Source organism: Candidatus Accumulibacter sp. ACC007 (assembly GCF_907163205.1).
In the GTDB taxonomy this organism is placed as follows: Bacteria; Pseudomonadota; Gammaproteobacteria; order Burkholderiales; family Rhodocyclaceae; genus Accumulibacter; species Accumulibacter regalis.
The window spans coordinates 455,162-474,317 of the sequence record NZ_CAJQUD010000001.1; the positions used below are offsets into that span (position 1 = coordinate 455,162).

Below are 19,156 nucleotides of genomic sequence, written 5' to 3' on the forward strand. Positions count from 1 at the left end.
TCCGTTTGGTATAATCCGTCATGGATTTCGCCACCGAACTTGCCGCTTTTGACCCCTCGCCAGAACTGCTGGCGTGGATGGAGAAGCGGGTCGGTGGCTTGCTCGAAGAAGCACGCAGCAGCGCCACCGCGATTCACTGGCGCGACGTCAAGATCGAGAAACTCACCCTCGAACTGGCGTATTTGCGGCGGATGAAATTCGGCGTCAAGAGCGAAACCTTCGTCGCGGCTGAACGCGATCTCTTCGATGAAACCCTGGCCGCGGATCTGGCCGCCTGCGAAGCGCGCTTGGCCGAAGAGCGCGAAGCGGCCGAAATGGGGCCGCATCAGCCGCCACCCGAGAAGCCCAAGCGCGAACGCGCGGGCCGTCAGCCCTTGCCCGCCCACCTGCCACGTATCGAGCACCGGCACGAGCCCGAGGTGTGCACCTGCGGTGAATGTGGCCAAGCGCTGGTACTGATCGGCGAAGACGTGACCGAGAAGCTCAATATCGTTCCCGCGGAGTTCTTCGTCGATCGCCACATCTATCCCAAATACGCCTGCCGACCCTGCGCAACCGTGACAGCGGCAGTGGCCGAACCGTCGGTGATCGATGGCGGCCTGGCCACACCGGCCTTGCTGGCCTGGGTCATGGTCAGCAAGTACACCGACCATCTGCCGCTCTATCGTCTGGAACAGCAGGCAGCTCGCTCCGGGGTGGTGCTGGCTCGTTCGACCCTGGCCGACTGGGTGGGTCGCATCGGCGTCGCGCTCGAACCGCTCGGCGACCGCCTCGCCGAATTGCTGCGCCAAGGCCTGATGCTGCATGCCGATGAGACCCCGGTGCGCCAACTGGACCCCGGGAAGGGAAAAACAAAACACGCTTATCTCTGGGCCTACCGCAGCAATTCGCTGGGTAATGATCCGCCGATCGTCATCTTCGACTATCAGGCTGGCCGGGGCGGCGTGCACGCGGCGAATTTCCTGGGCGACTGGACAGGGGCCCTGATGGTCGATGACTTCGCCGGTTACAAGAGGCTGTTTCGGGGCCAGGCGATCGAACTGGCCTGCATGGCGCATGCCCGTCGCAAGTTCTTCGACCTTCATAAGGCCAACGGCAGCCCCATCGCCGCGGAGGCGCTGCGTCGAATCGGTGAGCTCTATGCGATCGAGGCCCAGGCCAAGGGGAATACGGTGGAGGTACGAGCGTTGCTGCGCCAGGCACACAGTCAGCCGCTGCTCAAGGCCCTGAACCTGTGGATGGTGCACACGCGCCAATCGGTGGCCAACGGTGGCGCCCTGGCCAAGGCCATCGACTACAGTCTGAAGCGCTGGTCGGCCTTCGCCCGGTATGCGGAGAACGGCATCTACCCCATCGACAACAACCCCGTCGAAAACGCCATCCGTCCGATTTGTCTTGGGAAAAAGAACTGGCTGTTCGCGGGGTCCGAAGCCGCCGGAAAACGAGCAGCGGTGATTCAGTCCTTGCTGCAGACCGCCTGCCTGAACGGCATCGAGCCCATGGCCTGGCTTACTGACACGCTGGAAAAACTTCCCACCTGGCCCAATCGCCGCCTCGACGAATTGTTGCCAATCAAACTGCCTGCCTGATCTGCACAAGAGTAGGTGGGTGCGCTGCACGCTTACCGTGCGTCGGCCATTGCTCTCCGGTCCGTTATCAGCCTTGATTTGGACGTGTGTGACGCGAGCACATTCCTCGGGCGCTTGCCTCTCCCACCACGCGTAGAGGCTGTCGATGATGAAATCGCTGGTCTTCGCCGAGCTTCCGAAGGACAAGTGGAGGCGCCCACTGTCTTCGTCGACGATACCAAACGGCGTGTGCTTCTCTTCGCATCCCATGTCGTGATCCGCCGCATGGTTGTCGCCCCGCGTCTGGCCACCTCGCGAGTAGTTGCCAATATTCACCGTCGCCTTGCAGTCCATGCTTACGCGCATGACGGTTTCGCCTTGGCAATCTCGGTCATGCTCCCGGATATTGGCGAAGATGGCGTCGGTTTCGGGGACTTTTTTTGGGGTTTGGCCTTGAGCACCGGACGCAGCCGGTACCCGTTGCGGTTCAGTACTTTCGACATGCCGCTTCGTGACGGCAGCACGTCGTCGGCAAAATCCCGCGCTCGCAACTGCTTGATGGCTTCCTCGGCCGTCAAGCGGGTAAACGACAAAGTCGTGCGAAAAGTCGGATCTTGTTGGGCATGACATTCCGCCAGTTCCCAGAGAGCTTGCGCTACCTCCGGGTGTTTCTCCTCCCACAATTTCGCGCCGCAGCGGAACGTGTGGAGCCCCAGACAAACAATCCCCGTACGCTTCTCATGTAGACCAAGCTGCACCGTCTGCCGACTCCATCCGAAAACGTCCTCCGCACGCCGAGCATTGCCCCCGCAGTATTTCAGCGTCATCTCCGCCTGAAACACCCTACGGTCCGCCCCCGTCATCTTGCTCGCAGCAAGCTGGATATCTTCAATGTGGACGGCTTCAACAGAAACCTTGCTTTCAGCTACCGTGGAGACCCTCATTAGCAACACCTCTAACCTCATAATCTACTGGAAGTATCGCATACAACGGTATGAACAATATAAGAGATCACCTAAGGTAACTCGGTTCATCCCCGCGCCTGCGGGGAACGCGGAATCCTGGCCGGTATGACCGGGGGGACAATCGGTTCATCCCCGCGCCTGCGGGGAACGCACAGAAGGCGCGCATCGTAGATGGAAACCGGCCGGTTCATCCCCGCGCCTGCGGGGAACGCACCAGTCGCCTACTGTTCATCGGGATGTGGAACGGTTCATCCCCGCGCCTGCGGGGAACGCAATACCCTGGCTGACCGACTTCCACCCGTCCACGGTTCATCCCCGCGCCTGCGGGGAACGCCGAAAGCGAGCGGTTAAGCGCCTCTCTGGCGCCGGTTCATCCCCGCGCCTGCGGGGAACGCAACCCGCATGCTCAGGCGCCAGGCTTGGTCGACGGTTCATCCCCGCGCCTGCGGGGAACGCGAGCGCCCCATCACGCACAAGGGCCCGACCGACGGTTCATCCCCGCGCCTGCGGGGAACGCGCCCAGAAAGCCGGCGAAGAAGCGCAAAAGCTCGGTTCATCCCCGCGCCTGCGGGGAACGCGAAGCCCAATGGGCGACCGACGGCTATTTCGCCGGTTCATCCCCGCGCCTGCGGGGAACGCGCCAGAGTAGGAGCGGCCAGCCATCATTCGTCGGGTTCATCCCCGCGCCTGCGGGGAACGCCAAGGAATCACCGCCGCCACCGTCGCCAGTGACGGTTCATCCCCGCGCCTGCGGGGAACGCGCGATGCTCTACTCTGACAGCTTCGACAGATACGGTTCATCCCCGCGCCTGCGGGGAACGCAGCTCAACCAGATCTACAAAGCCATCAACCGGCGGTTCATCCCCGCGCCTGCGGGGAACGCCTGATAATCGCCGAATGTTGACAGCTTGTTGTCGGTTCATCCCCGCGCCTGCGGGGAACGCAAAAAAGTCGGGCCGACTACTACGCGCGGCTCCGGTTCATCCCCGCGCCTGCGGGGAACGCGCACAAAGCTTGTCGAGTTGAGCAAGCTGAACCGGTTCATCCCCGCGCCTGCGGGGAACGCTGAAGTTGAACGAGGGCAAAGCCCTCAACGCTCGGTTCATCCCCGCGCCTGCGGGGAACGCTCGCGCGCTGAAACTCGGAAGCCGGCCGCGGCCGGTTCATCCCCGCGCCTGCGGGGAACGCCGCCGCGCCGACCGGAACCGGGTTGTTTACGGCGGTTCATCCCCGCGCCTGCGGGGAACGCGCCGACCCGCTGAAGCTGGCCGCCCAGAGCATCGGTTCATCCCCGCGCCTGCGGGGAACGCGCCCGGCCGACCCAAAGCCCGCTTGCTCTGGACGGTTCATCCCCGCGCCTGCGGGGAACGCACAGGCGCGCGGGTGCCCGATCACGTCGCGGCCGGTTCATCCCCGCGCCTGCGGGGAACGCAGTTGCTTGCCCTTTTCGTACACACGCACAAACGGTTCATCCCCGCGCCTGCGGGGAACGCAATGCGCTGACATGTTAGAGGACTACATGCACCGGTTCATCCCCGCGCCTGCGGGGAACGCTCTGCATCACGGCGAATAACGAGGCCGCGCAGCGGTTCATCCCCGCGCCTGCGGGGAACGCGGTGTTGCTGCTGACGACGCCGGCGCGGGTGGCGGTTCATCCCCGCGCCTGCGGGGAACGCAGACCTTCGATATACGCATACACCTTGCGATTCGGTTCATCCCCGCGCCTGCGGGGAACGCTCAACGGATGTTAGCTCCCCGGCAATGCTACCCGGTTCATCCCCGCGCCTGCGGGGAACGCATTGACCGTCGGAGGGCAGACAAAGCTTAACGCGGTTCATCCCCGCGCCTGCGGGGAACGCGCGCCCCCGCCGATGGTGACCGCCCAGCCACCCGGTTCATCCCCGCGCCTGCGGGGAACGCACTTTCTCCGTGTAACCCAAAAGCTCGTTGGTCGGTTCATCCCCGCGCCTGCGGGGAACGCGCTTCCTCTGGTTCAAGCTCGCCAGAGCCTACCGGTTCATCCCCGCGCCTGCGGGGAACGCTTGTCGTGATCTTTTCCATTTTTGAATCTCCACGGTTCATCCCCGCGCCTGCGGGGAACGCACCAACGGACGCACGCCCGGACGCTGCAAACCCGGTTCATCCCCGCGCCTGCGGGGAACGCCCGTCCGCCAACGCGCGCGCGCGCCTTCCTCTCGGTTCATCCCCGCGCCTGCGGGGAACGCTGGCAGCCGACGCTGACGCGCTCGGCGAGCTGCGGTTCATCCCCGCGCCTGCGGGGAACGCGTAGAGGCGCTGGCGACCGCCGCGGATGCCGACGGTTCATCCCCGCGCCTGCGGGGAACGCGAGTGGTTCGCCACCGCCTGGCTCACTCCCATCGGTTCATCCCCGCGCCTGCGGGGAACGCTGCATCAGCTGTACGGCATCGCGCAGAGCGGCCGGTTCATCCCCGCGCCTGCGGGGAACGCCTCACCGGCCCCTGGCTGATGTGTGGCGGCGCCGGTTCATCCCCGCGCCTGCGGGGAACGCGAACGAGAAATAACTGGGCAGGCGCTGCGTCTGCGGTTCATCCCCGCGCCTGCGGGGAACGCAACATGGTGGCCACCACCCTTCGCCCGCAGGACGGTTCATCCCCGCGCCTGCGGGGAACGCATCAGGGGAGTATATTCCATTAGCTCCTATGTCGGTTCATCCCCGCGCCTGCGGGGAACGCGACGTCGTCTTCGGCCGCAACATCGGCGACCACGGTTCATCCCCGCGCCTGCGGGGAACGCGGCGGAGGGTGAGACGGTCGCGGCGGGTTTTTGCGGTTCATCCCCGCGCCTGCGGGGAACGCTAGTTGGTCTCCCGTTTGTCAAGCGGCGACCGCGGTTCATCCCCGCGCCTGCGGGGAACGCGGTAGGGGCCGCGCGGAATGTCTATCTACGCACGGTTCATCCCCGCGCCTGCGGGGAACGCGGTTCTGGCGACGGGCCGACAGAATTGAGCGTCGGTTCATCCCCGCGCCTGCGGGGAACGCGAAGCACTGGCAAGCGTAGGCTTGGACAATCGCGGTTCATCCCCGCGCCTGCGGGGAACGCGTCTGCAGACGTCGCGCAGAGATTGGTGCCGCCGGTTCATCCCCGCGCCTGCGGGGAACGCACAGGCGCGCGGGTGCCCGATCACGTCGCCGCCGGTTCATCCCCGCGCCTGCGGGGAACGCGAGATAGACGAAACATGACTGGTTGATTGCCGCGGTTCATCCCCGCGCCTGCGGGGAACGCGATATCGCCCACGGCCTGGCCAACGAATGCCGCGGTTCATCCCCGCGCCTGCGGGGAACGCTGCTGCTGCGGCGGCGGCGGCCCCCGGCCGACCGGTTCATCCCCGCGCCTGCGGGGAACGCAAGACGACGTCGGCGAGGGTGGCGCCGCTTTTCGGTTCATCCCCGCGCCTGCGGGGAACGCTGCTGCGGCGGCGGCGGCGGCCCCCGGCCGACCGGTTCATCCCCGCGCCTGCGGGGAACGCCGTGGTGTGGCTGGCGCTGGCGGCGTAGGAGTCGGTTCATCCCCGCGCCTGCGGGGAACGCTTTGTGCACGACAGATGTAACCGGTAACTCTGCGGCGTTCTTCCCAGGCGCGGCGCTGGCGTCGACAATTTCCTCATTGACACGCGAGAAGATGAGGAGGTCAAGATGGCAACGAATCAAGAGAGCCGGCGGGCACGGCGTAGCGCGGACGAGTGGCGGCAGGTGCTGTCGCGATTTTTTGGCAGCGGTTTGGCGGTGGAGGCCTTCTGCAATCGCGAAGGCATCAGCGATACCAGCTTCTACCGGTGGCGCAGCCGACTGGGCGCGCCGATGGGCCGATGCGACGCCTTGGTCAACTCGGCGTCGACAGGCTTCGTCGATGTCGGCCCGCTGCAAAGCGAAACCGGGCGGTCGGGACGTATCGAGCTGACCCTGGATCTCGGCGGCGGCCTGCAGCTACACCTGGTGCGCGGCTGATGTTCTTCCCCGAAGGCCAGATCCGGGTACATGTTTATGGCCGCCCCGTCGACCTGCGCAACTCCTTCGACGGCCTGTACGCACTGACTCGCCACGCGCTCGGTCAGGACCCCTTGAGCGGACAGCTGTTTGCCTTCTTCAACCGCCGCGCCACGCAGGTGAAGGTCCTCTACTGGGATCGCACGGGTTTCTGCTTGTGGGCCAAGCGCCTCGAAGCCGGTCGCTTCGTCTCCGACTGGTCGAAGGTGAGCACCCGGGAAATCGACTGGACCGGCCTGAAACTACTCCTGGAAGGCATCGAGCCCAAGCGCTTCAAGAAGCGTTATCAGCACCCGAAAAACAGCAAGAAATGTACATAAAATGTATGTTAAACAGCGTCTTGAAGACGACTCTCGCGGTATAATAGCGGCATGAATCCGGCGCTTGCGATCCCTTTCCCAAGCCTCGACGAGGCGGCCGCACTGACCCCGCAACAGATCGTCGAACTGATCGGCGCCCTGCGCCAGGAAGTCACCGCCCTCAAACAGCAACTCGACTGGTTCAAGCGCCAGCTCTTCGGGCAGAAGAGCGAACGACGCATCGAGACCGGGCCGAATGGCCAGATGACTTTCGGCGAGTTGCTCACCCAGCCGACGCTACCAGCGCCCCCAGGCCAGCCGGTGGCCGCCCACACCCGCAAGCCGGCAACCCGGACCCGGGATGACGAGGCGGTTCCTTTCTTCGACGAGACGCGGGTGCCGGTCGAAGTGATCGAGCTCCATGCTCCGGAAACCGACGGCTTGGGTCCGGAAGACTATGAGGTGATCAGCCACAAGGAAAGCTATCGCCTGGCGCAACGGCCGGGAAGCTACGTGGTGATCAAGTATCGGCGGCCGGTGGTCAAGATCAAGGCCAGCGAAGCGCTCGTCTGCGCTGCCGCACCGGCCGGGGTGATCGACGGCAGCCGGGCCGACGTGAGCTTCGTTGCCGGCTTGCTGCTCGACAAGTTTGCCTACCACCTGCCGCTGTATCGCCAGCACCAGCGCCTCGCCGACGCCGGGATCACGGTCAGTCGGCCCTGGCTGACACAGATCGCGCAACAGGGCATCGCCCTGCTCGAACCGATCTACGAGGCCCAGTTCGCCTCGATTCGCGAGTCACGCGTCAAGGCCATGGACGAGACGCCGATCAAGGCCGGACAGGCGGGACCGGGCAAGCTGAAGAAAGCCTTCTTCTGGCCAGTCTATGGCGAACTGGACGAAATCTGTTTCCCGTTCTTCCCGAGCCGGGAGATCAAACACGTCGAGGCGGCGCTGGGACTGACGCCCGCCGAGCGGGCGGTCTTGTTGTCGGATGGCTACCACGCCTATGCGCACTATGCGACCAGGACCGGGATCACCCATGCCCAGTGCTGGACGCATACCCGCCGCAACTTCTTCGAGGCACAAACCGTCGAGCCGGAAGCGGCGGGCCAGGCGCTGGAACTGATCGGTGCGCTCTATCAAGTGGAAGAATCCATCCGGGAAGAGAAGCTCTCTGGCGCCGGCAAGCGGGACTATCGCCTGGCGCATGCCAAGCCGATCGTCGAGCGCTTCTTCGCCTGGATCGGCGAACGCTTCGCGGCCCAAGGACTGCTCCCCAGCAATCCGCTGACCAAGGCGCTTGCCTATGCGCGCGACCGACGATACGGACTGGAGGTCTTCCTCACCGACCCGGACGTGCCGATCGATACCAACCACCTTGAGCGTGCCTTGCGCGTGATCCCGATGGGGCGCCGCAATTGGCTGTTCTGTTGGACCGAACTGGGCGCCAGGCAGGTGGGGATCATCCACAGCCTGATCGCCACCTGTCGATTGCACCAGATCGACCCGTACGACTATCTGGTCGATGTGCTACAGCGCGTCGGCCAGCATCCGGCAGAGCGCGTCCGGGAACTCACGCCTCGTCTCTGGAAGCAGCTCTTCGCTGCCGATCCACTTCGCACGCCTTTGTACCGCCTCGGCACGTAGGGCCTGACGCCGCGTAGTTACCGCTTACTCCCAATTAGCGGTTCATCCCCGCGCCTGCGGGGAACGCGGTTTCGTGGCGTATTTCAGCCATGGGTCGCGCGGTTCATCCCCGCGCCTGCGGGGAACGCATTCCGCAAATGCGGGAAGCATGACAGACCGGCGGTTCATCCCCGCGCCTGCGGGGAACGCTTTCAGGAGCGGGGCACTTTGCCCAGGCGCCGCGGTTCATCCCCGCGCCTGCGGGGAACGCCGGCCATCCTTTCCGGTGGTCTGCTCTATGACCGGTTCATCCCCGCGCCTGCGGGGAACGCCTTGGCAGCCTGCAGTCCGTCGCCGGCAAAACCGGTTCATCCCCGCGCCTGCGGGGAACGCGGAATCCTGGCAGGTATGACCGGGGGGACAATCGGTTCATCCCCGCGCCTGCGGGGAACGCATTGTGCGGGTCGAGAATAAGTGGGGTTCCCACGGTTCATCCCCGCGCCTGCGGGGAACGCGGGATCTCCTGCTAACAGTGCCACTAATCTAGCGGTTCATCCCCGCGCCTGCGGGGAACGCGCGGCGTATTGGCGGCAAGTCGGTGTCAAGGTCGGTTCATCCCCGCGCCTGCGGGGAACGCGTAATATTGCTGATGCTCGACAGAACTCGGCGCGGTTCATCCCCGCGCCTGCGGGGAACGCGGCATAAGCCAGCGCATACCGCCTGCCCACTTCGGTTCATCCCCGCGCCTGCGGGGAACGCCCGCTGGACCTCAGCTTCGCCGCAATCCCGTACGGTTCATCCCCGCGCCTGCGGGGAACGCGACGGCTGTTCATCAACAGCCTCTCATCCCTGCGGTTCATCCCCGCGCCTGCGGGGAACGCGGCGCCGACATCAGCAGCGATGTCGACCGCTCCGGTTCATCCCCGCGCCTGCGGGGAACGCGGCTGCGCGGCGAATCTCCAGCGCCAGCCCGTACGGTTCATCCCCGCGCCTGCGGGGAACGCGCTTCGACGCCGGGCTTGATGTAGGCGCCGGTCGGTTCATCCCCGCGCCTGCGGGGAACGCGGTTGCGGTGGATGCTCTGGTTTTCCGTGGGTCGGTTCATCCCCGCGCCTGCGGGGAACGCTATGACAGCATTACAAATCGCCTACTCCTGTGCGGTTCATCCCCGCGCCTGCGGGGAACGCTGACGCAGGCAGCGCAGGATCGCGCACTCAAGCGGTTCATCCCCGCGCCTGCGGGGAACGCGCCTCAAACTTTGCGCGCTGCTCTTCCAAAACCGGTTCATCCCCGCGCCTGCGGGGAACGCACTTCCTCTATCTCCATGAGTTTTAATGGAAATATCAGCCCTTCAAAATCCACCAACGAAACGGCATGCAAACGCCATTTCCCGAGTTGTTAAAGATCACCTCCCGTGGCTTCGGGAAAAAAGCTAACCAAGCGTACGCCATCAATCTCCGCTGGTACCCGACGATTCGCTCCGAGCGTTTCAAACTCGAACCCTGATTCGGTGTTGGCGCGCCAAACCATCACTGCATTCCCGTCTTCGATGCCTTGCCCGACTTGCTCCCAGATGACCTCCCGTACTCGTCTGGAATAGTTGCCTACGTAGACACCAGCCCGCACTTCGAGCAGCCAGATTGCCAATCGGCCGCGCAGACGTGGCGGCGCGTTTTCAAGAACGATGACCAGCATCGCCCAGGCTCTCGGGGTTGGGAATAGCGGGAGCAACCGCGTCGGCTGGCGCCGCCGGCCGCGGAATCTCGCCGGCAGCGAGGATCATCTCAATATCTGGAATGATGCGGTCCAGCAGCTTCGTCTGCCGGAACATGTCGCGGCACGCCAACCGCACGGCACGCTCGGCATTCGGCGGCGGGTGAGCGGCTACCTGGAAGGCCGCGGGCACTACGGTCTCAAACTTGTAGATGTCGGCCACATCGTAGACAAACGATAAGGGTTTGCCGGTATGGATGAAGCCCACGGCAGGCGCGTAGCCGGCAGCGAGTACAGCGGCTTCGGTCACGCCGTAGAGTGCGGCAGTCGCGGATGACAAGCAACGGTTCGGCAAATCCGACACATCCCAGTTCTCCGGGTTGTAGTCTCGCCCGCTCCACTTGACGCCAAACTTCTGCGCCAGCAACTGATAGCTGCGCCGTACGCGCGCGCCTTCAATACCGCGCAGCTGTTCGACGCTGCGCCGAGCTGGCGGCTCCTCGCCAAAACGAATCGCGTACATCTTGCGAACTACCTTCAGCCGAAGGACCTCGTCAAGCGCAAGTTTGGCCTGATACAGCAGGCGGTCAGCGCGGGCACCGCCGGGTTGTCCCGCCGAATAAAGGCGTACCCCCGCTTCGCCTACCCACACCAACAATGTGCCAACTCGCGCCGCCAAGGCCGCGGCAGCGTGCGAGACACGTGTGCCTGGCTCCAGCATGATGCAGGCAACGCCGCCGACCGGGATGTGCGTGAGCACAGGTCGCACGCGCAATCCTTGCTGATCCACTCGTACGAATGCGCCATCAACAACGTCAATCTCGCCCCGTTCGACGAAAACGACTGACAAGCGCTCCTTGATCGGGATGGGCTTAAGGGGTGGCAGCATTGCGGAAATCCGACACTACCCGCGGCGAGCCGACATAGGCGCTGTCGGGATTCGGGAGCGCACCACTGGGCCTTGGCTGTTCGCAGGCGCGACGTGCTGGCGCACCGTAAAGTCAGCTGGCGAGTTCCTCAAGCACGAGCAGCCAGCCGACCGCAGATCGTCAGCGTCGGTCACGTCCCGTGGCCCAAGCGCGTTTGGTCGGAGAACCAAACCATCATGCACCGCGTACCAGCAAGAGGCCGCAGCCAAACGCCTTCGCATGCCCGATCCCAGCGCACAAGGTCGCCGAGAACGCCTCGGGATCAGTCACTCGCAACTCGCCAGAGAAATCTACGGTACTGAACCGTAGACGGCCGCGCTTTTCCGCGTGTTGCGCATAACTCTCCACCAACAGGCTCTCCATCGCGATTTCGAAACCCGAGCGTGCCCCCCTGGCGAGCAGCCATTGCCCACAGCAATCGCTTACCAGCTCATAGAGCGCCGGCTTATCTTGGCCGCGCCAATCCTGCCAACGGGCAAGGCCACGTTCGGCAAGCAAGATTTTCTTCCGCTGCATCACCACATCGTGACGGGCGGACTTGCCATCCGAACTGATCGTTACGACCGGATTGGCCCGCAACTCAAAGCGCCAATGCGTGCCGGTAGCGGGTCGGGGTGCATATTCCCGAGTCTGGACAAGCCATGCGTCGTTCAGGAGTTGGGGAGCACGTTTCGATACAACGTAGAAACGTGGGAAGCCGTTTGTATCCATCCGGCGAAATAAAAAGTCTCTTGGCGAGCCTTTCTCGGCCGGGAAAAAGCGCCACAACCATTGATGCTCCGAGTAAGGGCCGGCAGCCCACAGCTGTGCTGCCTCGCGCTCTCGGCCGGATGAAGGCGAAATCATCGAGAAGTACATGGTCAGCCCCCTTCCTTCCGCAGCCAGACATGCTCGGTGCGATCGCCAAACTGCCAGCCCTTGCGACGGATCACACGGTCTTTACGTGGTGCGCTTAGATCTGGCCTTACACCGGCAGTGACGCCCTCTGACCATGCGATTCGCACTACCGGAGCGATGTCCTCGAAAGGCGCGCGGCCGCGCTTAACTGGATGTGCCGCTCGCTCCTGTTCAAGCTGCGCCAGATACGCGTCGAATGCAGCCCGCGCCGAATCGGTATTGATCACTTGCGGATGTAGTGGGGCGGCTGGCGGGCACGATTTTCGCCCCAGATAAAGGACGTAGCGCGGTGATCGCAAAGCGTCGGCCAAGGCACCCAGAGTGTGCGGTGCATCAAGCAGCGCTTGAACCGCCACCAGGCACGCGGCATCTTGCCGGTAGTCGCGTGTTGACAGGATGGTATGCAACTCATGCTTTGGCACAGCCAATTGCTCACGTCTTGTCGCCTGCGGCCGGCCCTTCAGCGTGCTGCGCCCCGGCACCTGCGCGGTGTGATAGTCCCGGAGCAAACTGCCCCCGTCTTGCACGCCGACAGCGAAGCCATAACCCTGCTTGAGTGCCGTCAGGGTCGACTCGTCCTCGCGCCGGATGCCGAGTGCGGCAGCGAGCAGGCCGAGCAAGGCCGACTCGCCGGGGTACTCATGACTGCCACGATGCTCGCCCACCGCAGTGCCACCCCAGGACGCCAGCGGTGCGTGCAATTGAAAGATCAGGAACTCCACGGCCGTCAACTCTGAACAAAGGCAACAAGTTCTGGCAACGTACCTTCTCCGGCCTCGACGTCAATTTCGTAGCGCAGCTCCGCGCACTCGCCATACACCTTGTCGAAGTTCTTATAGCGCGTCCTGATGGCCTCCACCGCCACTCCCAGCATGTTCTGGTCGCCGTACGGCGTGATTGGCTTGAGGAAGGCTTGCGCAAGTGAGCGCGGTTGCTGATCACCTTTTTCGGCCAGAACGTAACTGGCATAGGCGCGTGACGCAAAGCTGTTCTGCATCCCGGTCGGCGATACTCTGGTCACCGCGTTGAGCAGGGCGTCCAGCGCTTTGTTTGTCAGCGCCTCGTCGTCGCCGAGGTTCTCTTGCAGCAATTCCCGGTTGACGCACAGATAGAGGTAGAACAGACCAGCGCCATAGCCGCGCTCACCAATATGCGAAGCACCACTGTCGTCCTGCCCATCGTTCAGGTCATCGACGGCGACGAAGTAGTCGTCCTCGACAGCGGCTTTGTGTACCGTAATCGCATGCGAAACCTGCACGGCTGCCTCGACGTTGAATGCTGGCGAATCGGCTAGCATGCGGCCAAACATGGCGATGTCGACAGCATGTCGGGGTTTGCTCAGCAGGGCCAACTCGCTTTCGGTAGGGGCGCTTCCACGCTCGGCACACGTCGCAGCAAGAGTGTTTATCGCGGCTATTTCTTCAGGGCTGAAATGGGCGAGTTGTTCGATTTCCAGATCCTCTTCCTTCTCCGTCTTCTTGTCCGACTTGAGCTTCCCGAAGCGAGCGGCGATGGCCTTCGTCCATTCCCGCGCCGCTTTTTCAGCAATGCCGGCTTTCTTGAGTGTTTGAAAGACCTCCTTGCCCATCCATTTGGTGCGCGTACCTAGATTTCCGGCGAGAGAAGTTTCGAAGATATCGGATGTTCGCCACGCTCGCTTCTGACTTTGCGACGAGAGACGCAAGCGCATCGCGCCACCCATCAGAGCGGTTTTCGGGCGACCGGTATCGTCGCGATTCAGGTTGGACGGTGGGTAGCTGGTCAGTACGTGAAGCTGAAGAAAGCGGGACATGGCGTGGATTCCTGGAAAGAGTTGAGAACAAAATCAGCGAGCGGTTTCTTCGGGCCAGTCATAACCGTAGGCCCACTTTTTCTTGACCTCATCACCCCAGTGCATCAGGTCATTGGCCAGTACGATGATGTCGACGCCGCCCATCAAAGGCAGCACGCGCCGAACGCCCGAAAATAGCGAATCGGAATCGGGCGACTCCAGCAATCGCTGGAAGCGCAGCTCACTGACGGGCGGACGATCCTCGCCCGGGGCACGCTGGCTCATGGCCAGGGCTGGCGGCCGAACGTCGTGCGCCTTGACATGCGCCAGTACGCCAACGACGAGGGCAAAGCGATCCCTTTCCCACCCCTTCCAGTTCGGTGCGCCAAGCCGCCGGCACAAGCGCTGATACGCAGGGCTAAGCGCGATCTCAGTTAATGAGGATGCCCGCCGCAGTACCGCGCGGCTCGCTCGGTCTTTCTCCAAGCCTTGCCACCATTCGAACAAGACCTTCCCGAGTCCTTCGCCTATCGTGAAGTAGATAGCCATGCGGTTCCCCTTAGATGCTGGCCGCTTGTGCGGCCGGTTTTCGTGACTTTGGTTTTTCGGTGGCGAGTGACGGAAGGAAAAGCGCCTGGCGTATCTTCGGCCCGTGGATGTTCCTCTTCAATTGTCGGAAGGCCTTGGCTACACGTTGCGGCCTTTGCCGTTCGACTTGGCCGGCACCAACGAAGACGGTGTCGAACAGCCTGACGACCGTGGTTATCAGTACCCGGTGCCATCTCTCACGAACGGCGAGCATATCGCCTTCGAGATTCTGCCGGGCGAGATCGATAAGGTTGCGCAATTGGCCATAAAACGCTGCTTCGGTGCTGCTCCAGAAAGTCGCATCGATCGCGCTGAAATCCCCGCGCGCTTCTGAACCGAACCAGGCATCCTTGACTGCCGATCGCAGATAGAACGCTACCAGGTCTGCACCCGCAAGCCAGATATCCACTTGCGACCCAACCCAATCCTGAGCATCCGCATCGCAGTCAGCCAGGCCGTAAAGCGGCAAGGTCGCTTCGTACCAGCAACGTGCTTTCATATTGTCCATGTCGTAACCGAAAGCCCACAGGCGCAACTGCCCGCGACGGTCGGCAAGCGCATGTTGCACAACGCTGGCGCAACGCTGTTTCTTTTTGTCCGCCGCTTGGCCGAGCGTCCAGGCCAACCAGTGACGATAAGCAAAGCCACCGGGCTGAGGATGCATCGGCAGCCATCCCTGCTTGGCCTCGTAGTACGGCGACAGCGGGTGATTCCAGGGTCCCTTGTAGTTGAAACCGTAGTTCTTGCTGAGGTAGCGCCGAACGAGTCGCTCGGAAGATCGGCCGCAAACATCACAGTCACCGCCCTCAAGCGCTTCGAAGTCCAGACGGATCCGCCGTGGCATTGCCCAGAAGACGTGATGCGGGTGCACCTGTACCGGTGCGGTCTCGCCACCGGCGCGCTGGATTGCAGCTATGTCACTCATCCACGGGAAGCGGAAGTGAAGAGCTGACTTTCCGGCGTCGCCGCTCAAGGCCAGAAACCCGCGCTGATCGCGTACGTTGAGCCACAAGTCGTGCCACAAGGAGCGGGACTGCCCGTCGAGCGGCATGCTTAGCAGCAATGTCGTCAATGGCCCGCCCCCGCGCAGGCCTGTCCTGTGTCCAACGCCTCCCGATGGCGCGTTGATCTGTAGGGTCAACACGGCGCTCGCCGCGCAATGTGCGCACATCCCCGATACCCGGCCACGCTTGACGAAATGGTCGCTATTGTTCTTGAGCGCATTCTCGCCGGGCGCGTCGATCAATAAGGCACCGATCTCATTGAACGAACCTTCGTCGGCGGTCAGGCTGAAATCCTGCATGAAGCAGGCACCCTTGGCATCCAACTCGAAGGCCTCTGCAAATGGCGCAAACCACTCACTCAGAACCGCCTCAGACGGGGGCGTGCCAGAAAACTCCCGCCATGCGCTGGCGCTGTCCACGGGCGTGCTGGTCTGCAACAGGCCCACGGCGAATTGCGCCAGCGCGACGTTGAAGTCTGGCCGGTCAGCGTCGAAGGCCAGAATGTCGGGGCCGGCGCACTGATTCGGTGCGATCCACGCCCGACTACCGTCACGGCGCCGCACCGGCATCCAGGGCTCAGACAACAATGAAATCATGGTTCCTTCCTTCGCACGAAATTGAGGGGCCGGACAGTTTTGGAGGCCGCCCGATCTTGCCTTTCCTGCACCTACTCAGCGCTTGGAGGGCTGAGAGGCGTTCCGCGATAGCAGCAAGACAGACGACAGCCTAGCCGCCAACTGATCGCAACGCAACGAAACCTAAGTATCAAGTGTTTTCGCCAAAAGCGTTCATTTGATTTTCGTGCGACACTTTGCCTGCTGTTCCTCATCCTATGGGGATGGACCGTATCAAGTGTCTTCGCCTGAGTTCCTACGGGCTATGTTCCCCGCCCTCGCGGGGCGTGCGCCGGACCAAGCGTCGTCCGGCGCCTCTACCTCGACAAGCCCGCTCGCGGCTTGGTATTTCCATTGTCGAAGGACAAATTCCTCCGGGCCGGATTTCTTGCCCCACGCCTGCCCGACGAATACGCCGTCAACCTCTTCCAAGGGCAACAAGATCATCCACTTTCCCCCGCCGGGCAATGTCAGCAGTGCCTGCTTCAGCGCTGCTTTCCGTGCTGCGCCCTCAGGCTCTGCGCTCTTGGCGATCAGTCGCTCAGCGACGCGAACGGTGCTGTAGGCCCAGGCGTGCCGTAGATCTGCGTGCTCACACCACGGCACCAAGCGCTCCAGATCCCAGCGCGCCAAGACCACGTTGACGCTCGCCTCGCCCAAGCGGGAAGGTGTCTTCGCTTCGCTCCACCAATCGATACCGCCACGCACGTACCCGGATACCAGTTTCACGGTGTTCTGCTGCGCCTCGCTGGCGTCACCGTAGGATTTCCCTTCCGCCTGGTTGGCGTTGTGCTCGAGAGCCTCGGGAATCTCTGAGTCGCCACCAAACACGCCTTCGATCAGGCCTCGGGCATCCGCTGGCATGGCGAAGCGGCCGGCTTGCAGCGCTTTGGCGGTCAACCAGAGTTGGCTGTGGTGCGCGTAGACATTGGCCGCCTTCCGGAAAGCGGCCTTGAACCAGTCGGCCTGAGGCCGATCGGTCCACTGCGGGCCGAACACGTATAGCCGAGGTTCGCCGCGCTGGTCGCGCGCCGCTGGGTCCTGCAAACGCCCGCCATGCCGATCTCGCACATGACGTTGCAGTCGCCCGGCGCGCTGGATGAGGCGATCAATGGGCGCCAGGTCACTGACGACGACGTCCCAATCCGCATCCAGGCTTTGCTCGACTACTTGCGTGGCGATGACCAACTGGCCCTGCCGTTGGCTCGGCGTGCTGTCCTGGCCGAACAGATCGAGGATTCGCCGTTCGGTCCGCAAGCGATCACGCAAGGCAAAGCGTGCATGGAAGAGGGTGAGCTTGTCGGCAGGCACTTTGCCCCGGAAAAGGGCAAAAGCGTCGAGCGCGTCAGCGACGGTATTGCGCATCCAGCATACGCACTGGCCGGCAGCGAGCGCTGCGTCGACGACGGCCTCGACGCGCGATTCTTCAGCCAGGTAGTCGACGGCGACAGTACGCTGTACGTCTCTGCGCGTGGCAATGGGTGTCTCCGCCGCGTCGTCGGGACGAGCGCTGTGCCAGGACGTCACCAATGGGAACACCGATTGGCTCGCTAATACCGGCGCGTCGCTTTGGCAACCGACAGCGAACGCTCGTAGCAGCGCCTGTTTCATGCGTTGTGGCAGCGTTGCCGAGAGCAAGATGGCGCTTCCGCCCGCAGCTGCGTGGAATACAAGCAGGTTTTCGAGAATGCCTTGCATGTACGCATCGCAGGCGTGCACCTCATCGACGACCAGAACCTTACGGAACAGTCCAAGCAAGCGAAGCGACTGATGTCTGCTGTGCAGCACGGCGAGCAGTGCCTGGTCGATTGTGCCTACTCCGGCCGGGGCCATCAGCGCACGCTTGTTATGGTCGGCCAACCATGCGTTGCAGCGGATGCTTGCGCTTTCATCCAACTGCTGGTCGTCGTCGGCAGCTGGGCCGCTCGGAATCACGGATTTGGCGAATGCTTCCACCAGGTTGCGTTGGCCGTGCGCGAGGACAAGGCTGGCATTGCCCGCAAACAGCCGCGCATAGACTTGGGCGATGCGCTGGTACATCGCATTGGCCGTAGCCATGGTCGGCAAGCCAATAAAGAAGCCGTCGGCCTGGCCTGCCGCCATCACTCGGTGTGCCAGCAAGACTGCCGCTTCGGTCTTGCCGGCGCCAGTCACATCCTCCAGTAGGTAAATCTGCGGGCCGCGCGAAAGCTCTGTCGTTGCAGCCCAGGATTGCAGCGGGGATGGCGTGGCGATTCTCGGAAAAAGACACTCGAACGGTAGCGCGCTGCCGCAGTCCAGCGGCAAGACCCCGGAATGATCAAGCGCAACAGCTGCTTGCTGCTTGGCATGCACCCAATACTCTTTCAAGGGTAGTGGGTGGTCAGGCTCGGCGCGATACGCGAAGTAGTCCGTATTGGAGCCTAGCCAGTCGGCGAGAACGGCCACTCCGGCCATCCACCACGACAACTCCTGGCTGGCGCGCTCAAAAGCGCCCGGGTCAAGGGTCGTGGGGATGCTCGCCTCCCGACCCTCAAAGAGCAGCTCTCGAAGATCGTCAGCGAATTGAAAAATTGCCGGCGGGTCGTCATGCCAATGGAAGTGGTTTCTCCACCGTCCACACGGCTGTGGTTCTGGCGGTTGGCCATGATGGCCGGTCACGGCGCTCACCCAGTAGTTGAGCCCCTGCGCACAGGCTTTGGTCGGAAGGCCAAACCATGTGTTGTCAACGGCGTACCGTTCGAGCTTATCGTTCCAGAACAGCATGCCGAGACTGTCATGGCGAAGCGTGTACACTTTGCCGGCGTCTGGGCGGCGACCTCTCAGTTCTTCAAACAGATCAGGGCGCTGGCTTTGAAAGCTTTCCGAGAATTTTCCAAGATCATGCATGGCCAGCCAGAACGCTATCCATTGCTCTTGCGCAAGCTCATCGTCGGCATGCATTCGTGAGCCGAGAAAATCACGAAAGGCAGGTGCCCTGCGCAAGTATTGCAGCCCAACGGCCGCAACATCCAGGCAGTGATACGCCAACAAATGAAGCCGCACGCCTCCGCAGTCTTTCGGTTTGGCCTTTCCCCAGTAGCGAAAATATGATTTGGAGGACATGGACTCGAACAACTGGTAGTTAATAAGAGCTACAAAAAACTTCGCTGGCTGCTCGTTTCAAGGAAAGGCG

General features: G+C 62.9%; 12 protein-coding genes, 1 pseudogene and 2 CRISPR repeat arrays. Of the genes and pseudogenes, 4 read left to right on the top strand and 9 right to left on the bottom strand.

What is annotated here, in order from left to right; translation table 11 throughout:
- Nucleotides 1–20: 20 nt before the first annotated feature.
- Nucleotides 21–1,589 (top strand): IS66 family transposase, encoded by a 1,569-nt coding sequence (locus QZ634_RS01875; RefSeq protein WP_291985079.1) that lies wholly within the window; start codon nt 21–23, stop codon nt 1,587–1,589.
- 93 nt (nt 1,590–1,682) lie between these two features.
- Here the strand turns inward: QZ634_RS01875 and QZ634_RS01885 are convergent.
- A pseudogene (locus QZ634_RS01885) lies at nt 1,683–2,533 on the bottom strand (hypothetical protein); the annotation flags it as partial.
- A gap of 61 nt (nt 2,534–2,594) precedes the next feature.
- Nucleotides 2,595–6,104: a CRISPR direct-repeat array (repeat unit 29 nt; unit sequence CGGTTCATCCCCGCGCCTGCGGGGAACGC).
- 103 nt (nt 6,105–6,207) lie between these two features.
- Here QZ634_RS01885 and QZ634_RS01890 point away from each other — a divergent pair.
- From QZ634_RS01890 to QZ634_RS01900, 3 genes are read left to right on the top strand one after another with little or no spacing between them, the layout of a single operon-like run.
- A complete protein-coding gene (locus QZ634_RS01890; protein WP_291985082.1) occupies nt 6,208–6,519 on the top strand; it encodes an IS66 family insertion sequence element accessory protein TnpB in 312 nt (103 codons plus the stop codon).
- Nucleotides 6,519–6,878 carry an IS66 family insertion sequence element accessory protein TnpB gene (gene tnpB / locus QZ634_RS01895; protein ID WP_291985084.1) on the top strand — a complete coding sequence of 120 codons (360 nt, stop codon included), beginning with the start codon at nt 6,519–6,521 and terminating at the stop codon, nt 6,876–6,878. The genes QZ634_RS01890 and tnpB overlap by 1 nt, the downstream gene beginning before the upstream one ends.
- A gap of 51 nt (nt 6,879–6,929) precedes the next feature.
- Complete coding sequence (locus tag QZ634_RS01900; protein ID WP_291985086.1) at nt 6,930–8,507, top strand: IS66 family transposase; 1,578 nt, start codon at nt 6,930–6,932, stop codon at nt 8,505–8,507.
- Nucleotides 8,508–8,545: 38 nt separating this feature from the next.
- Nucleotides 8,546–9,795: direct repeats of the CRISPR family, unit length 29 nt; unit sequence CGGTTCATCCCCGCGCCTGCGGGGAACGC.
- Between the two features lie 89 nt (nt 9,796–9,884).
- Here the strand turns inward: QZ634_RS01900 and cas2e are convergent.
- The 8 genes from cas2e to cas3 all read right to left on the bottom strand — a co-directional run bounded on the left by cas2e (nt 9,885) and on the right by cas3 (nt 19,086).
- Nucleotides 9,885–10,181 carry a type I-E CRISPR-associated endoribonuclease Cas2e gene (gene cas2e, locus QZ634_RS01905; RefSeq protein ID WP_291985088.1) on the bottom strand — a complete coding sequence of 99 codons (297 nt, stop codon included), beginning with the start codon at nt 10,179–10,181 and terminating at the stop codon, nt 9,885–9,887.
- Complete coding sequence (gene cas1e, locus QZ634_RS01910) at nt 10,162–11,088, bottom strand: type I-E CRISPR-associated endonuclease Cas1e (protein WP_291985090.1); 927 nt, start codon at nt 11,086–11,088, stop codon at nt 10,162–10,164. The genes cas2e and cas1e overlap by 20 nt, the downstream gene beginning before the upstream one ends.
- A gap of 214 nt (nt 11,089–11,302) precedes the next feature.
- Nucleotides 11,303–11,986 (bottom strand): type I-E CRISPR-associated protein Cas6/Cse3/CasE, encoded by a 684-nt coding sequence (gene cas6e, locus QZ634_RS01915; protein WP_291985092.1) that lies wholly within the window; start codon nt 11,984–11,986, stop codon nt 11,303–11,305.
- Nucleotides 11,987–11,988: 2 nt separating this feature from the next.
- Complete coding sequence (gene cas5e, locus QZ634_RS01920) at nt 11,989–12,747, bottom strand: type I-E CRISPR-associated protein Cas5/CasD (RefSeq protein WP_291985094.1); 759 nt, start codon at nt 12,745–12,747, stop codon at nt 11,989–11,991.
- A gap of 5 nt (nt 12,748–12,752) precedes the next feature.
- On the bottom strand, nt 12,753–13,817 hold the full coding sequence (gene cas7e / locus QZ634_RS01925) for a type I-E CRISPR-associated protein Cas7/Cse4/CasC (RefSeq protein WP_291985096.1): 1,065 nt from the start codon (nt 13,815–13,817) through the stop codon (nt 12,753–12,755).
- A gap of 33 nt (nt 13,818–13,850) precedes the next feature.
- Nucleotides 13,851–14,345 (bottom strand): type I-E CRISPR-associated protein Cse2/CasB, encoded by a 495-nt coding sequence (gene casB / locus QZ634_RS01930; protein ID WP_291985098.1) that lies wholly within the window; start codon nt 14,343–14,345, stop codon nt 13,851–13,853.
- Nucleotides 14,346–14,355: 10 nt separating this feature from the next.
- Nucleotides 14,356–15,984, bottom strand: coding sequence for a type I-E CRISPR-associated protein Cse1/CasA (gene casA / locus QZ634_RS01935; RefSeq protein ID WP_291985100.1), 1,629 nt, complete (start codon nt 15,982–15,984; stop codon nt 14,356–14,358).
- 252 nt (nt 15,985–16,236) lie between these two features.
- A complete protein-coding gene (gene cas3 / locus QZ634_RS01940) occupies nt 16,237–19,086 on the bottom strand; it encodes a CRISPR-associated helicase Cas3' (RefSeq protein ID WP_291985102.1) in 2,850 nt (949 codons plus the stop codon).
- Nucleotides 19,087–19,156: the final 70 nt, after the last annotated feature.

Excerpts from the sequence above, each read along its gene's own strand:
- QZ634_RS01875 (WP_291985079.1), top strand. The coding sequence starts at position 21 with ATGGATTTCGCCACCGAACTTGCCGCTTTTGACCCCTCGCCAGAACTG.
- QZ634_RS01890 (WP_291985082.1), top strand. The coding sequence starts at position 6,208 with ATGGCAACGAATCAAGAGAGCCGGCGGGCACGGCGTAGCGCGGACGAG.
- tnpB (WP_291985084.1), top strand. The coding sequence starts at position 6,519 with ATGTTCTTCCCCGAAGGCCAGATCCGGGTACATGTTTATGGCCGCCCC.
- QZ634_RS01900 (WP_291985086.1), top strand. The coding sequence starts at position 6,930 with ATGAATCCGGCGCTTGCGATCCCTTTCCCAAGCCTCGACGAGGCGGCC.
- cas2e (WP_291985088.1), bottom strand. The coding sequence starts at position 10,181 with ATGCTGGTCATCGTTCTTGAAAACGCGCCGCCACGTCTGCGCGGCCGA.
- cas1e (WP_291985090.1), bottom strand. The coding sequence starts at position 11,088 with ATGCTGCCACCCCTTAAGCCCATCCCGATCAAGGAGCGCTTGTCAGTC.
- cas6e (WP_291985092.1), bottom strand. The coding sequence starts at position 11,986 with ATGTACTTCTCGATGATTTCGCCTTCATCCGGCCGAGAGCGCGAGGCA.
- cas7e (WP_291985096.1), bottom strand. The coding sequence starts at position 13,817 with ATGTCCCGCTTTCTTCAGCTTCACGTACTGACCAGCTACCCACCGTCC.
- casB (WP_291985098.1), bottom strand. The coding sequence starts at position 14,345 with ATGGCTATCTACTTCACGATAGGCGAAGGACTCGGGAAGGTCTTGTTC.
- casA (WP_291985100.1), bottom strand. The coding sequence starts at position 15,984 with ATGATTTCATTGTTGTCTGAGCCCTGGATGCCGGTGCGGCGCCGTGAC.
- cas3 (WP_291985102.1), bottom strand. The coding sequence starts at position 19,086 with ATGTCCTCCAAATCATATTTTCGCTACTGGGGAAAGGCCAAACCGAAA.